General features: G+C 64.5%; 14 protein-coding genes and 1 pseudogene. 4 read left to right on the top strand and 11 right to left on the bottom strand.

What is annotated here, in order from left to right; genetic code table 11:
• Positions 1-93: 93 nt before the first annotated feature.
• Genes GC088_RS05680 through GC088_RS05670 form a run of 3 tightly spaced genes read left to right on the top strand, consistent with a single transcriptional unit; the run spans position 94 to position 2,198 of the window.
• Positions 94-1,182, top strand: coding sequence for a DUF4439 domain-containing protein (locus GC088_RS05680; RefSeq protein ID WP_323961257.1), 1,089 nt, complete (start codon positions 94-96; stop codon positions 1,180-1,182).
• Positions 1,183-1,191: 9 nt separating this feature from the next.
• Entirely contained in the window at positions 1,192-1,380 is a 189-nt protein-coding gene (locus GC088_RS05675; protein WP_323961255.1) for a hypothetical protein, read from the top strand.
• On the top strand, positions 1,377-2,198 hold the full coding sequence (locus GC088_RS05670) for an aminoglycoside phosphotransferase family protein (RefSeq protein WP_323961253.1): 822 nt from the start codon (positions 1,377-1,379) through the stop codon (positions 2,196-2,198). The genes GC088_RS05675 and GC088_RS05670 overlap by 4 nt, the downstream gene beginning before the upstream one ends.
• Positions 2,199-2,222: 24 nt before the next feature.
• Here GC088_RS05670 and GC088_RS05665 read toward each other — a convergent pair whose 3' ends face one another.
• From GC088_RS05665 to dxr, 10 genes are all read right to left on the bottom strand, one after another.
• Entirely contained in the window at positions 2,223-3,017 is a 795-nt protein-coding gene (locus GC088_RS05665; protein ID WP_323961251.1) for a sulfite exporter TauE/SafE family protein, read from the bottom strand.
• A 9-nt stretch (positions 3,018-3,026) separates the two neighbouring features.
• Entirely contained in the window at positions 3,027-4,826 is a 1,800-nt protein-coding gene (locus GC088_RS05660; RefSeq protein WP_323961249.1) for a proline--tRNA ligase, read from the bottom strand.
• A 112-nt stretch (positions 4,827-4,938) separates the two neighbouring features.
• Positions 4,939-5,709: a hypothetical protein gene (locus GC088_RS05655; RefSeq protein ID WP_323961247.1), complete on the bottom strand. Its 771-nt coding sequence runs from the start codon at positions 5,707-5,709 to the stop codon at positions 4,939-4,941.
• A gap of 38 nt (positions 5,710-5,747) precedes the next feature.
• Positions 5,748-6,578, bottom strand: coding sequence for a GNAT family N-acetyltransferase (locus GC088_RS05650; protein ID WP_323961245.1), 831 nt, complete (start codon positions 6,576-6,578; stop codon positions 5,748-5,750).
• 16 nt (positions 6,579-6,594) lie between these two features.
• On the bottom strand, positions 6,595-7,761 hold the full coding sequence (gene ispG / locus GC088_RS05645; protein ID WP_323961243.1) for a flavodoxin-dependent (E)-4-hydroxy-3-methylbut-2-enyl-diphosphate synthase: 1,167 nt from the start codon (positions 7,759-7,761) through the stop codon (positions 6,595-6,597).
• Between the two features lie 53 nt (positions 7,762-7,814).
• Entirely contained in the window at positions 7,815-8,111 is a 297-nt protein-coding gene (locus tag GC088_RS05640; RefSeq protein WP_323961241.1) for a YciI family protein, read from the bottom strand.
• A gap of 17 nt (positions 8,112-8,128) precedes the next feature.
• Positions 8,129-8,584 (bottom strand): hypothetical protein, encoded by a 456-nt coding sequence (locus GC088_RS05635; RefSeq protein ID WP_323961240.1) that lies wholly within the window; start codon positions 8,582-8,584, stop codon positions 8,129-8,131.
• Complete coding sequence (locus GC088_RS05630; protein WP_323961238.1) at positions 8,584-9,192, bottom strand: MarR family transcriptional regulator; 609 nt, start codon at positions 9,190-9,192, stop codon at positions 8,584-8,586. The genes GC088_RS05635 and GC088_RS05630 overlap by 1 nt, the downstream gene beginning before the upstream one ends.
• Before the next feature lie 64 nt (positions 9,193-9,256).
• The gene (locus tag GC088_RS05625) at positions 9,257-10,606 is read right to left on the bottom strand and encodes a M50 family metallopeptidase (protein ID WP_323961237.1); all 1,350 of its coding nucleotides are present in this window, start codon (positions 10,604-10,606) and stop codon (positions 9,257-9,259) included.
• A 37-nt stretch (positions 10,607-10,643) separates the two neighbouring features.
• Positions 10,644-11,849, bottom strand: a complete 1,206-nt coding sequence (gene dxr, locus GC088_RS05620; RefSeq protein WP_323961235.1) for a 1-deoxy-D-xylulose-5-phosphate reductoisomerase — start codon at positions 11,847-11,849, stop codon at positions 10,644-10,646.
• A gap of 99 nt (positions 11,850-11,948) precedes the next feature.
• Here dxr and GC088_RS05615 point away from each other — a divergent pair, with 99 nt between their 5' ends.
• Positions 11,949-13,418 (top strand): HNH endonuclease signature motif containing protein, encoded by a 1,470-nt coding sequence (locus GC088_RS05615; RefSeq protein ID WP_323961233.1) that lies wholly within the window; start codon positions 11,949-11,951, stop codon positions 13,416-13,418.
• Positions 13,419-13,555: 137 nt separating this feature from the next.
• On the opposite strand, the pseudogene GC088_RS15460 reads toward GC088_RS05615, so the two are convergent.
• Positions 13,556-15,019, bottom strand: a pseudogene (locus tag GC088_RS15460) (DUF6994 family protein).
• Positions 15,020-15,050: the final 31 nt, after the last annotated feature.

Raw genomic sequence — 15,050 nt, 5'->3', positions numbered from 1 at the left:
CTCAATAATCTTGTGACTACTACCCTAACGACTTTATGACAGGTCGGTGAACGGGACACCGCAGCCAGGTATGACATGGCAAGATGATCGGTTGTGACGCACTCCCGCAACCGTACCGCTCGAGGTGGCAGCGGCTTCGGTAGGGGTGTGCGCCGCTTCTTCCGTTTCATCGTGCTGCTCCTTGTCCTGGTGATGGTCGCATGTATCGGCCTGGTGATCGGCACCGAGCCGCGCGAGGAACCCACCCCCACCGAGCTTGCGCTGGCGGACAGCGCCGGTGCAGCCCGGAGCCTGGCGTCAACTGCGCGGGCTCTGGCGGGCGAGGCGACCGCCGCTGATTCGCCGCCCTATGAGTCCATGGCGACGATCTTCGATCTTCACGCAGCGGCGCTTCAACTGCCCGACGACGCCACGGAGCCTCCGCCTTCCGCCTTCAGCGATACCGGGAACGACGCCCGGGAATCGCCGTCAACTTCTCCCTCGGCCGCGCCCGCCGTGCAGCCTCGGGATCTGCTCATCGACCTCGCCCTGTCCTACACGAAGGCATTCAACGCTGCCGCGACTGCCGAGCCCGGTCCGGCCCGGGTGCTGGCCTCCGTAGCGACGGCGCAATGGCTGCAGGCAAGGTCGCTTGCGGGAAGCATGGGCGTCAGTCTTCCGTCCATCCCGGTGCCTGATGCCCAGTACGACGGCGCGCCCGCCTGCCCGGTCGATGTGCCCCTGCAGCGAGATACCGGCCTGGAGGGGGCACGGCTCGCGGTGCTGGCCGAGCACCGGGCTGCCTATGCGTACGAGCTGGCTGCGGCCCGCGCACCGGAGCCGCAGGAGTACCTGCCGCGCATGGCCGAGCACGACGACGCCGCCTCCTCCGGTTCGGCGGTGCTGGCCCAGCAGTGCGTGGCTGAGCCGCTGCCCGCCGTCGCCTACTCACTGACCGGGGACTTCCTGGCTGACACCGGTAGGTCGCTGCAACTGCTCGAGGGCGCAATGGTGGAAACGTACGCGGACCTGGTGGGAGTCAGCCGCACGGGGATTGTCCGAACCTGGGCGATTCGGCGGCTCGCTGATACTGCACAGCACGCGATCGAAACGGGTGCCGGGCAATCCCCCGCGACAGGACTGCCGGCGTTTCCCGGCATTGCCGCTGACGAATACCCGAGGCTGGAGGAGCCTGGGCGCTAGGCTTAGGAGGTGGATGCACGCGACATCGAACTTCCGCGCTCGCTGGTGCACAAGGTCCTCACACTGCCCGGGGGAGGCAGTGGCTCGATCGGTGGGCCGGTATCGCGAACCGCTATCTGGACGACTGGGACCTGGTCCTGGATCTCGATCCGGACACTCTGCCCTGGAGCGGACATGTCGCCGTCGTTCTTCCGGTGATCTGCGGAGACGGAGCGCCGGGGGTCCTGAAGATCACGGCCCCGCATGACGAGGCACTTCCCGAACCCGACGCCCTCTCGCTCTGGGACGGGAATGGAGCGGTGGAGCTCCTGATGAGTTCCCGGGACGATCTCGTCCTCCTCCTTGAACGCCTTGACGGGGATTCGTCGCTGAACATGCTTCCCCTGGCCGACACCACGGAGGTGTGGGGAGGGCTGATGCATGAGCTGTCCATAGCTCCCCCCACCGAGACCGGATTCGCCGATCCGCGCTGGCTGGCCATACCGTCCGTCGCGGAGCAGGCCGAGCAGTGGACGGATACGCTTCCGCTGGAGTGGGAGGCCCTGGGACGCCCCTTCGACCGCTGGCTGCTTGAGTACGCTCTTGAGGTGTGCCAGGTCCACGGCGCAGTGGGGCGCCGGCGTGACAACGACGTGCTGGTCCACTCCGACCTGCACTACCTGAATATGCTTCCGGTGCTGGAGCGTCCGCGCCAGTTCCTTGCGATTGATCCGAAGCCGGTGCTGGGCGACGCGGAGTTCGCCGTCGCGCCGATGCTCTGGAACCGGATCAGCGACCTTTCGCCGATTGACCCGGCTGCGCACCTGAGGGACCGCTGCACCGATCTGGCGCTTGCCGCCGGCCTGGACCCCATGCTCGCCCGGGACTGGTCGGTGGCCCGGGAGGTGGACAACGCGCTGGGATACCTTCGCGACGGCCACACCAACGACGCCGACCGCTCGCTCTGGGTGGCGAGCAACCTCCTCCGCAGGCCACTGGAGAATCTTCCTCCTGCGGCGAAGCTCGCAGCGCCCTGATCGGCCTGATCGGTCTGGTCGGGCTCAGCCGAAGTTTTCGGCCCAGACGTCGTAGCCAAGCTTGACGATCAGCGCCCCCACCACGATCAGGAACACCACGCGGATGAAAGTGCTCCCCTTCGTGATCGCCATCCGGGAACCAACGTAGCCGCCGACCATGTTCGCCCCTCCCAGGATGAGTCCCAGCCCCCACAAAAGCGATCCGTTGGGCAGGAAGAAGACGAGGGCACCAAGATTGGTGGCCATGTTCACGATCTTCGCCTTCGCACTGGCGCCCAGGAAGCTGTAGCCAAGCAGCGTCACCATGGCGATGATCAGGAACGAGCCGGTGCCGGGGCCGATGAGTCCGTCATAGAACCCGATCACCAGGCCGATCGCTCCTGCGGTTCCGTAGTGGCGGCGGCCGCTGTGGCGAAGCTTCGTCAGCGTCCCGACCGTTGGCCTAAAGGCCGTAAAGATCGCCACCGCGATCAGGGCCACAATGATGATCGGCTTGAAGACCGCAGCGGGCAGGGAGGCTGCCAGGATTGCCCCGCCGAAACTGCCCACCAAGGCAATCAGCGCCATCGGCACGGCCGTGCGAAGGTCCGGCCGTGCCCGTCGGAAATAGGTGATGGCGCTGGTTGTGGTGCCGAAGATCGAGCCCATCTTGTTGGTCGCAAGGGCCTGGACGGGAGTGATGCCGGGAACCATCAGCAGCGCAGGCAGCTGTACCAGTCCCCCGCCGCCGACCACCGCGTCCACCCAGCCGGCGGCGAAACCGGCAGCAATCACGAGCAGCACCGTGGCGAGCTGGATCTCTTCCAGCCCGGAGACCACCCGCGCCGCCTAGGCGCTGATCAGCGCGCGGAGGTGCGTTGCTGCCTCGGCGACGGCGACGTTCTCGCTGGTGCCGGAGGCCCGGTCCTTCACCTCGACGAGACCGTCGGCCAGGCCGCGCCCGACGACGACGATCGTGGGTACCCCGATCAGCTCGGCATCGCCGAACTTCACTCCGGGCGAGACCTTTTGGCGGTCGTCGTAGATCACGCTCAGGCCCTGCTTCTCGAGCTCACCGGCGAGCTGCTCCGCGGCTGCGAAGACCTCGTCGCCCTTGCCCGTGGCCACCAGGTGGATATCGGCGGGAGCAACGTTGCGCGGCCAGATGATGCCCTTCTCGTCCCGGTTGGATTCGACAAGTGCGGCCACTGCGCGGGTCACGCCGACGCCGTAGGAACCCATGGTGACGGTGGTCAGCTTGCCGTTCTGGTCCAGGACCTTCAGGTGCAGCGCCTCGGCATACTTTCGTCCCAGCTGGAAGATGTGGCCCATCTCGATGCCGCGCTGCGTGCGCAGCGGCCCTGACCCGTCCGGCGCTTCATCACCTTCGCGTACTTCGACGGATTCGATGACGCCGTCCCAGCCGAAGTCCCGCCCGGCGACAAGGCCGAAGACGTGCTTCCCGCTGACGTTCGCTCCCGTGACCCACGTGGTGCCGGAGACAATCCGGGGGTCGACGAGGTAAGGAATTCCCGTGGAGCCTTCGGTTCCCAGGACAGCAGAATCCAGGCTCAGCCCCGGACCGATGTACCCCTTGACCAGGCCGGGGTGCTTCTTCAGGTCCTCGTCGGTGGCCGCTTCGACGGCGACCTCTCCGCCGACTGACAGGTGGCCGGCGATGTTGGCCTCGATGCGCTTGAGGTCCACGTTGCGGTCACCGGGAACGCCGATTACCACGAGCACGCGCTCTCCGGACGGAAGCACAGCGGCAAGGACCACGTTCTTCAGCGTGTCCGCCGCGGTCCACGGGCGGTCCTGGCGGGGCAGTTCGGCGTTGGCATGGTCAACGAGGGTCTCGATCGTCGGGGTGTTGGGAGTGTCCCGGACGTCGGCAGCCGGCGCGTCGGTGAAGTCGATCTCGGCAGGCACCACGGTTGTGACGGCTTCTACGTTGGCCGCGTAACCGCCGTCGGACACCACAAAGGTGTCCTCACCGATTTCGGTGGGGTGCAGGAATTCCTCGCTCTTGGAGCCGCCCATCGCACCTGCGGTGGCGGCGACCGGGATGACCTCCAGCCCCAGCCGTCCGAAGATCCGAAGATAGGCATCCCGGTGCTTCTGGTAGCTGGTCTCCAGGCCCTCGTCATCGATGTCGAAGGAGTAGGAATCCTTCATGATGAACTCGCGGCCACGCAGCAGGCCGGCACGCGGACGGGCCTCGTCACGGTACTTGGTCTGGATCTGGTAGAGGCTCAGCGGTAGATCCTTGTACGAGTTGTACAGGTCCTTGACCAGGAGGGTGAACATCTCCTCGTGTGTGGGCGCCAGCAGGTAGTCGGCGTCCTTGCGGTCCTTCAGGCGGAAGAGCCCCTCGCCGTATTCGGTCCATCGATTGGTGGCTTCGTACGGTTCCTTGGGCAGAAGGGCCGGGAAGTGGACCTCCTGGGCGCCGATCGCGTCCATTTCCTCGCGCACGATGTTCTCGACCTTGGCCAGCACCTTCAAGCCCAGCGGCAGCCAGCTGTAGATGCCGGGTGCGGCCCTCCGGATGTAACCGGCACGCAGCAGCAACCGGTGGCTGGCGACCTCAGCTTCGGCAGGATCTTCGCGCAGTGTGCGCAGGAAGAGGGTGGAGAGTCGAAGGACCACGCTTGGAATCCGTTTCGTAGGCACTAGGTGCTGCGGGCCTCAGACGTGCGGCGGCAGCAAACAACACCTACCAATCTAACCGCTCCGGCAGGTATCCGGTGACATGCGAGGTTCAGAGCCTCTCAAGCCCTGCTACCACCAGATTCAGCAGTTCGACGGCGCGTGCATTGTCCGCTTCCGGGTCGGTTGAGCTTCCCACCAGAACGTTGATCACGGTGCTGCTTACCACCCCGGTGACGGTGACTGATTCCTGGATGCTGCCCGGTATTCGAACGGTTGTGCGCAGGGCGAGGTGGTCCTCGGCCGATGTCTCCACGTCAAGCTCCTCGACCGCTGCTTCGACATCCTGGCCGCCCGCCTGGAACGTGAACTCTGCGCACGCCGCCAACTGCCCGCGGGCTTCTCCCAGTTGACGGCGGGCTGAATCTTCAGTCGGGAGACTGGACAGGGTAATCGAGTCCGGCTGCAGCGAGGACTCCCCCGCGAACGTCATGACGGCGAGCGTGGCCTCGTCAGCAAGGGCTTCCGGGCTTGTTTCCGCGTAGAGGTTGCATTCCTTGGGCGTAACAACCAGTCCCGAGTCCGGTCCGGGCTCTTCCTCAAGCTGATTCCGAATGTCCTCGTCCGGGATCACCGTGGCCTTCAGGGACTCAGCCTCGTTGATTTTTGCCAGTACCGCTTCGAGTTGAGCAGCGCTGAACTGGGGGCCTGAAGGTGTGACCCCGGACGGCGCGGCCGTGCCTTCGCCCGTCGGCTCCGGGGTTCCGGACACAACGGACTCGGACGACGACGGCGGGGCCTTGCTTCCGTCCGAATCCGTCCCGCTGCAGCCAGTGAGCACGAGCATCACCCCGATTGCGGCGATGCGCCTCGCTGCGCTCATGGTCTGGCCTTCCGGGATGCTGGTCAAGAGGAGCGGGATCAGAACAGGACGGTGGCGAACTCTCCAGCTCTCTGAAAACCGACGCTCTTGTAGAGCGCAAGCGCGCGCTCGTTGTAGGAGTTCACATACAAGCTCACCACGGGAGCGAGCTTGAGGCCCTCCCTCACAACTGCTGCCATATAACCGGCGCTCAAACCCTGCCCACGGTAGGCAGGATTGACCCAGACGCCCTGAACCTGCGCCGTGCTTGCCGACACCGTCCCCAGTTCCGCCTTGAACACCACCTGGCCTTCGTCGTCGAAATCGACCAACGAGTGCCGGCGCCGGATCAGGCCGGCAACCCGCCGCCGGTAATGTTCCTGTCCGCCGGCGTAGGGCGAGTAGCCGACTTCCTCCTCGAACATCGCCGCGCACGCGGGAAGGATCTGCTCCAGTTCATGCGGCTCAGTGAAACGCAGCGACTGGTTGGCGGGAACGGTTGAGGTCTCCCGCATCTCCAGGAGGGGTTGTTCTTCCCGCACGTCGAACGGATTGGGACTGTAGGTACTAAAGGTTGACCAGATGCCGAGAACGCTGGACGCCGGACCGAAGATCGAGGAGAAGCGGCGCCCGCTTTCGCCGAGCAGCCTGCCCAGGGCCGCGGCGTCGTCGTCGTCCATTCCCACCGGCACGAGGTTGACCCCGGCCCAGCAGGCGGAGACCAGGCGGGAATCCCGGAATGTCCCGATGACTTCCCCGCCAGACGTCGACGGGGCGGCAGTGCCGGATGCCTCCAGGTGCGCGGCCATGAACACATTGGCCGTGCTGTCCGAGTTCACCAGATCCCAGAGTTGGGCTGTGTCCTTGCCGGTCAGAGTCCGGAACTGCACAGCCCCGTCGGGCTCCCTAGCTGACGGTAACCACGGGGCCACCCGAGCCAGCAGTTTCGCCATCGGTTTCGCCCATCTCTTCGGCAATCCTCATTGCTTCTTCAATGAGTGTCTCAACAATCTGGTCCTCAGGGACAGTCTTGATGACCTCTCCCTTGACGAAAATCTGGCCCTTGCCGTTACCGGAAGCGACACCGAGGTCGGCTTCACGGGCTTCGCCCGGTCCGTTAACCACACAGCCCATGACGGCCACCCGCAAAGGCACTTCCATGCCCTCGAGGCCGGCGGTTACCTGGTCGGCCAGGGTATAAACGTCAACCTGGGCGCGACCGCAGGACGGGCATGAGACGATCTCAAGCTTCCGCGGGCGCAGGTTCAGCGACTGCAGGATCTGGTTGCCGACCTTGATTTCCTCAACGGGAGGCGCGGACAGCGAGACGCGAATGGTGTCGCCGATCCCCTTGGAGAGAAGCGCACCGAAGGCGGTTGCCGACTTGATGGTGCCCTGGAACGCCGGACCGGCCTCGGTAACGCCGAGGTGCAGCGGCCAGTCCCCGCGCTCGGCCAGAAGTTCGTAGGCGCGAACCATAACCACGGGGTCGTTGTGCTTGACGGAGATCTTGAAGTCGTGGAAATCGTGTTCTTCGAACAGTGACGCTTCCCAAACCGCTGACTCCACAAGGGCCTCAGGGGTTGCCTTGCCGTACTTCTGCAGGAGTCGCGGGTCCAGGGAACCGGCGTTGACGCCGATCCGGATGGAAGTTCCGGCATCCTTGGCGGCGACGGCGATTTCCTTCACCTGGTCGTCGAACTTGCGGATGTTGCCGGGATTGACGCGGACGGCCGCGCAGCCGGCGTCGATCGCGGCGAAGACGTACTTGGGCTGGAAGTGGATGTCGGCGATCACTGGGATCTGGGACTTCTTCGCGATGATCGGCAGCGCCTCTGCATCATCCGCGGAAGGACACGCCACGCGCACAATGTCGCAGCCGGACGCCGTCAGCTCGGCGATCTGCTGCAGGGTGGCGTTGATGTCAGTGGTGGGCGTGGTGGTCATGGACTGCACGCTGATCGGGTAATCCGATCCGACGCCCACAGATCCCACCTTGATCTGGCGGGTCTTCCGCCGCGGCGCGAGGGTGGGCGGCGGGGCGGAAGGCATTCCGAGGGAGACCGAGGTCAAAGCATCCTCCAGTTATAGGGTCTAGCTAGGTGTTGCGCGCTTTGTGGGCGCGGTTACTTCTGGACGTAGTCCGAGAAGGCGCCGATGACGGGGTTCCACTGGGTTGTCTTGACTGCGGAGATCACCCCGGCGGTGGCGAAGGGGTCCTGCTTCAGGAGATCGCTGAGCTCGGACTCGCTGCCGGCGACAAAAAGCAGCAGCGCTCCCGCGTTGTCAACGAAGGGGCCGGAAGCCAGAACCTTGCCCTGGCCTACGAGGCTGTTCAGCCATTCCCGGTGCGCCGGACGATGCACGTCCCGCTCAGCTGCAGACTCTGCCCCATACACGTATTCGACTGCGAAAACACTCATGCACTTACCCTACGTGATCAGACGAGGTAGACGGCTGTCAGGCCGGCAACGGCACAGGCCCACAGCAGCGAGGTAAGGGTTCCGATGATGAACCGTTCAGCGGCAGCCGGAGTCTCCTTCAGCTCTGCGTAACGGCCAAGGCCTTTGATGGCAATTACGTACGCGATGGCCACGGGTTCATTCAGCAGGATGGCGAGCGCCACAGCGACACGTTCGAGGATACCGATCACGAGCCCCCCGCGAAGGACCCCCGGTTTGTCAGGGGTCGGGACCTCTTCTGGAGCTGGTGTTTCCACCGCGTGGGCAGGAAGGGGCTGATCACTTTCCGGCTGGCTTATCTCCTGCTGGCCTATTCCCTGCTGGGCGCTCTCCTGCCGGTCAACGGTGCGTGCCAGGCGAAGTACCGCAAGGGTGATGGGCGATCCGACTGCCCCGGCAATCAGCACGGCGAGCGCACCCCAAAGCAACTCCATCAGCTCTTCCCCCCATTAACGTTCCGGTCCGCCAGCTGTAACAATACTGCCGCCGCCGGACGGGCCGACCACTCCTCGACCCAGGCCGACCGGAACACCGCCTTGCTTACAGCCTGGGGGCTGATGTCCAGTGCACGGGCGACAGCCGACTGGCTGCCCCGGCGCTGCGGTTCAAGCAGGTCGAGGATCCGCCACTCGGCGTCGGACCGGTGCATGACAAAGCGCGCGATCAGCGCGAGCACTCCCTCCGCTTCCGCCGCGCCCTTGGGGCCCTCTACCGCCAGAGGGGCTCGATCAGCTGACTTCTTGGCTCGTTCAACGGCCGCGCGGGCAGCGACGAAGGCGCTGCCGCGTCCTTCGCGGGGAGTAACGGGGAGGGGCTCCTCGACGGTGCCGATGCCGATTCCCACGTACCATCCGCCGTCACGGATACAGCGAAGGGTGGCCTCCACGACGTCGTCGGCTGATTGCAGGATCCCCTGGGCCTCATCCCCCACCGAGCGCTCGAAGGGGACCGCCGCGGCAAGGTCGCTGAGGGACCGCAGAAGGTGGGGAATGCGGTCGGCTCCATGTTGGCTGTCCCGTTGGTCGATCGTGAGAACGAACATTCGTCAACCATATGTGGTTGAAAGAGTCAATTCAACCGAAATAGGGTGAATCGGCGAATTCAACCTAACCAAAGAGGTCTACCGGCTTCACAATATCTGCGTAGATAAGCAGCGCTCCCATGCCCATCAGGAGCACGGCTACAACGTAGGTCACCGGGAGAAGCTTGGCCATATCGAACGGCCCAGGGTCAGGCTTCCGGAAAACCTTTGCCACCCCGCGGCGCAGCCCCTCCCACAGCGCACCGGCAACGTGGCCGCCGTCGAGCGGGAGAAGCGGAATGAGGTTGAACACGAACAGGGCAAGGTTCACGCTACCCAGCAGTCCTACGAGGGTGGCCACCCGTGCGTCAAGGGGGATTTCCTCCATCGCAGAGACCTCGCCGGCGATCCGGCCTACACCTACCACGCTGATCGGGCCTTCAGGGTCGCGCGGCGCGTCGGAGAAAGCGGCTTCTGCCACCTGCGCAACCCGTTGGGGAAGATTGAGCACGACGCCGGCGACCCGGACAATGCTCTCCCCCACCGCGGGCAAAACTTCCGTGGCCGGCTCCGGTACGAGTTCCTGCGTGGCGCCCACCCCGATGAAGCCGACCTCCTGCATGACGGCAGTGCCGTCGTCGTTCAGGGTGGCCTGCCCGTCCGCGTCCGGTACCGGACGCTCGGTCAGGAGCGGTTCGATGGTGGCTTCGATCGTCTGGCCGTCGCGCACGTAGCTGATTGGGACTTCCCGGCCGGCTGCGTCCCGGATCCAGGAGGACAGCTCAGCCCAATCGGTCACCTCACGGCCGTCGAAGGCAACGATCCGATCTCCGGGTTCCAGCCCGGCTTCGAACGCGGGTGCGGCAGGGTCACCCGGAGCGCAATCAGTCTGCCCGGTTGCCTGCTGCTGGTCGGCCGGGACCACGCAGCGGTAGACCTCGGACACGGTGGTGGTGGGCTGGGCAGAACCGAAGCCCATGATGAGGATGGCGAACATGATCACGCCGATGAGCAGGTTCATCAGCGGCCCGCCGAGCATGATGACGATGCGCTTCCAGATGGGGAGCCGGTAGAACACGCGGTTCTCGTCCCCCGGCTGGAGCTGCTCGGCTGCGGCGCGGCGGGCGTCGGCAGCCAACTGCTGGAACATGCCGGTGCTGGACTGCCTGACCGTGCTGTCGCCGTCGACGCTTTTGGCCGGCGGGAACATCCCGACCATGGAGACGTAACCGCCCAGCGGAAGGGCCTTCACCCCGTACTCGGTCTCGCCCTTCCTGCGGGAGAAGAGGGTGGGACCGAAGCCGATCATGTATTGGGTGACCCGGACCCTGAAGAGCTTTGCAGGGACCAGGTGACCCACCTCGTGCAGTGCGATTGAGGCGGCTATACCGACCGCGACGAAAATCACGCCGGCAATGAACAGCAGAATGGACAACGTCAGTTCCTTCTCATGGTGTCAGTCACCTGGTCTATCAGTCCCTGAAGCCACAACGAGCCCGGGCAGTGCGGCGTGCCCACCCCTCGGCGTCGAGCACTGTCTCAAGCGTCAGGACGGTCTCGGGAGAGTGTTCGTCGAGTACAGCGCGCACTGTGTCGACAATGTCTGTGAACCCGATCCGGCCCGCATGGAAGGCTGCCACCGCTTCTTCGTTCGCTGCGTTGTAGACGGCCATGGCGGTACCACGCTGGGCTGCAGCTTCCTTGGCGAGGGCGACGGCGGGAAACGCGTCCTCGTCGAGCGGTTCGAAGGTCCAGGAGGTGGCCTTGGTCCAGTCGCATCCCGTTGCGGCACCGGCGATGCGGTGCGGCCATCCGATGCCGAGCGCGATCGGCAGGCGCATGTCCGGTGGGGAGGCTTGGGCAATGGTGGAGCCGTCGATGAACTCCACCATTGAGTGCACCACCGACTGTGGATGGACGACGACGTCGATGCGGTCCAGCGGGACATCGAACAGCAGGTGCGCCTCGACTACCTCCAGCGCCTTGTTCACCATGGTGGCCGAATTGGTGGTCACCATCAGGCCCATGTCCCACGTCGGGTGGGCGAGCGCCTCCTTGGGGGTTACCGAGGCCATCTGGGCGCGGGTGCGGCCCCGGAACGGCCCGCCCGACGCGGTGAGGACCAACCGCTGCACTTCCTCGGGCGTTCCGGAGCGGAGCGCCTGGGCCAGGGCGGAGTGTTCTGAGTCCACGGGCACGATCTGACCGGGGCGGGCGGCGTCGTGCACCAACTGCCCGCCGACCACCAGAGATTCCTTGTTGGCCAGAGCCAACAGATGGCCCTGCTTCAGCGCGGCGAGGGTGGGTGCCAGTCCAATGGAACCGGTGATGGCATTGAGGACGACGTCGGCGTTCGGCGACGCTGCCAGCTCGCTTGACGCGTCCGGTCCAACGAGAAGTTCGGGGCGGTAGCCCTGCTTGCCGGCCTGCCGCGCGGCGTCGTCAATGGCGTCTTTCAACTCCTGCCCGGAGCCGGAAGCAGCCGCGACGAGTGGGGCTTCGGTTGTCACGGCCTGCGATGCGAGCAGTGCGATGTTTGATCCGCCGGCTGAGAGGCCGGCAACCGTGAAGAGGTGCGGATTCGCTGCAATCACATCGAGGGCCTGGGTACCGATGGATCCGGTGGACCCGAGGATGATGACGCGGCGCGGTGTGCCCTGGTTTTCGACGGTTGCCATGTCTTCCAGTATTCCGCACCGCTCCCCCATTTCCCCCTGCATCTGCTGGCCGACCGGGCAGCGTCAGTTTTGTCAGAGCCGGATGATGAACTCGGTTGTATGGAAAGCGGAACCGAAAGGATCCTGGAGGACGCCTATGCCGAGGCGGCACTGCAGTGGCCCGACGTTCCGCTTGAGCACCTCATATCGGACGAGGATGAGCTTGAGGACCCGGCAGAGCAACGGATGCGTTCCGCTGTGGAGCACGCATCCGTCTACAGCCTCGTGAGCAGGTTGCAGGGTGCGCGTAGCCAAGAGTCGCGGTCTAGTCGGCGCTTGCCCGACACCCTGAACCTGCTTCGTGCAGCGGAACGGCTGGCCGCATGGGCAGCGGCTCAGCGTACGCGGCTGGTGGCGGAGGTCTACGGTCTCGGCAACGCGGCCAACCACTCCTGGTCCGGAGAAGGTGACTCCCTCCGGTTCACTGAAGCAGCAACGGAGACCGCGGCGCTGCTGAAGCTGTCGGAGGGGGCCGCCACCCGGTTGGTCAGCGAGTCCTTGAGCCTGACCGGACATCTGCAAAAGACGCTAACAGCGCTAGAGGACGGGCGTATCTGCGCCGGCCGAACGTCCGTCATCGTTGAGCAAGCCCGCACGCTTCCGGAGGAGGCGCTTCCCGCCTTCGAAAGGGAAATTCTGGAGTCGGCGCCCCAGCTGAATCGCCCCAAACTCGCTGCACGCTGTCGCCGGCTGAGGGAAAAACTCCACCCGGACACTCTCAGCGCCCGGCGCGCTCAGGCCTTTTCCGACCGGCGCGTGGTGTTGGAACCTGCTCAGGACGGCATGGCGTGGCTGAGCGGGTACTTGCCTGCCGAGCAGGCGGTGGCGATTTTCACTTCGGTTGATGCTGCTGCCCGAAACCTACGAGGCGGTGACGAATCGCGCACACTCGCGCAGCTTCGTGCAGACGTCTTCGCTGATACTCTCCTTGGCAGTCCCTCCGGTGGCGCTTCCGGTTCTACTGCCAAGGTGCTGGTGACCGTTCCTGTGTTCTCTTTGATGGGACTTACGGACGAACCCGCCGAGCTGGAGGGGTACGGCCCGATTCCTGCGGACGTTGCGCGGGAACTCGCTGCGAACGCTCCATCGTTCATGCGTCTATTGACGCATCCCTACTCAGGGGCGGTGCTGAGACTGGATCGGACGCGGTACCGGCCAAGCGAAGACCTCCGTACCTGGGTAAAGGTCAGGGACAAGACCTGCAGCTTCTACGGCTGCAACCGACCGGCCAGCCGGTGCGAGATCGATCATGTGATTGCTTGGTCCGAGGATGGTCGCACTTGCGAGGACAATCTTTACCCCCTGTGCAAACGACACCACATGCTGAAGCACCAGTCGGGGTGGACGCCCGATCCCAACCCATCCGGCGGGCTGAGCTGGACGTCACCGGGTGGGCAAACCTACAGTTCACCTCCGGAGCCAACACCGTCCGACATTTCCCTCACCGCTGCGGTCCTGCAGAAAATCAACCGACCATCGGGTATCGAATCCACGACGCATCCCCAGCAACCCGAGCCGCCGCCTTTCTAGCGATGGGCTAAAAGCGCGCTCATTCATAAGTGCTGCATGAGGAGCTGGGGAACTCCAAGTCCCGCGACGGTCACTACTGGACAGACTATTCGCCCTTGCCGTCAACTTCTCGACCGAGACGGCGGCTCGTCGCGACCCTACTGCTCGTCGATGTCGGCGTCCTTCGGTGTCTCCTGCACGATGCCCTGCGCGTGGAGCTTCGGAGCGTAGACGGTGTACAGACGGAGTGGTTCGTCGCCGCGGTTCTCGACGCTATGCCACGTTCCCGCGGGTACCAGAATGCTCCAACCACCCTCAACGTCCTGCTGGAATGAGAGGTCCTCCTTCGCGGGCCCCATCTTCACGCAAGCCTTCCCTGCCTCGATACCCAGGAACCGGTCAGTGCCGCGATGCACCTCAAGATCAATCGAACCGCCGGGCTCGATCGACATGAGCGTCACCTGCAAATGTTTGCCCGTCCAGACAACCCGGCGGTAGTCGGCGTTCTCCTCCGTAGCCCTCTGCAAGTTGAACGCCTTCGGCGTCGGTCCGTGATCGGTGATAGCCATATAGGCGTCGATCCTGCGGTTCCGTGCACGGATGAAATCGTTGCTGTTCTGTAGGTACCGGAGGTATTCGTCCTTGTTCTTCGGTACTGCTGGCGTTTTGAAGTCTGCGAACGGGTGGAAAAACCGAATGGTCTGGCCGTCATCCTCCACGAGATCCTGCAGCAGGAAAAATTCGACGTACCCCCGGAAGTCCCCAAACAGTTCGAAGAAATTCGCATACCTCGACAAGACGTCAGCCAGCGGGTTTGGCTGCTCACCGAGGTAGTGGCGGCGGATGCACTCCAAGGTCAGGTCGGGGCGATCGGCGACATTGGCGCGGAATCCGCGTGCACCATTGATCGTCTGCTTTCCGCCGATCGTGTTGCCGGGGAACACGATGGTGCTGCCAACTGTGTAGCCGGGCCACTCCGGCAGCTCATCATCGGGGATCTCACGTATGACACGCCGCGCTTGCTTGTGCAGCCTGGTGGTGAAGGCATCACTGGCGAGGACGAAGACACCCCGGGAGGATCGGTGCACGAGGTACCTGCGGGGCTCCGGCGCAAGGTCAAAGCGTCCTCCGGTGGGTAACTCCTTGCTTCACAGCACCTGGTGGTACCGGCGAAGCGTCGGACTGTATCTGTCAGGGTCCTTGCATTTGTCAGGGTCCTTGCTAGGCGGACTGTCTGAGCGGAAGTTGAAGGATGTGTCAATGAATGCGGTCATTCCGGCGTCTTTGCTCTTATCCTTGACTTCCGCGACCCACGACGTCGGCTCGTCGCTGCCCTGGTCCTCAGCCTCAGCCTCAGGTGTCCCCTGCGCAGTTTCCTGCGCGGGGTTCACGGGCGCGCAGACGGTGTACAGGCGGAGTGGTTCTTCTCCGATATTCTCGACTTCGCGCCACATGCCGGCAGGCACCTGAATGCTCCAGCCGCCCTCGGCGTCCCGCTGGAGCGAGAGGTCGTCTTTCGCAGGCCCCATCTTCACACGGGCCTTCCCTGCACCTATTCGCAGGTACTGGTCGATGCCGTGATGTACCTCAAGGCCGATCACATCACCAGGCTCAAGCGACATGAGCGCTACCTGCAGGTGCTCGCCTGTCCAA

The organism is Arthrobacter sp. JZ12 (genome assembly GCF_035189165.1).
In the GTDB taxonomy this organism is placed as follows: domain Bacteria; phylum Actinomycetota; class Actinomycetes; order Actinomycetales; family Micrococcaceae; genus Arthrobacter_D.
Note: the sequence above shows the minus strand (reverse complement) of the source record. Positions and strands in the feature narration are given on the sequence as shown.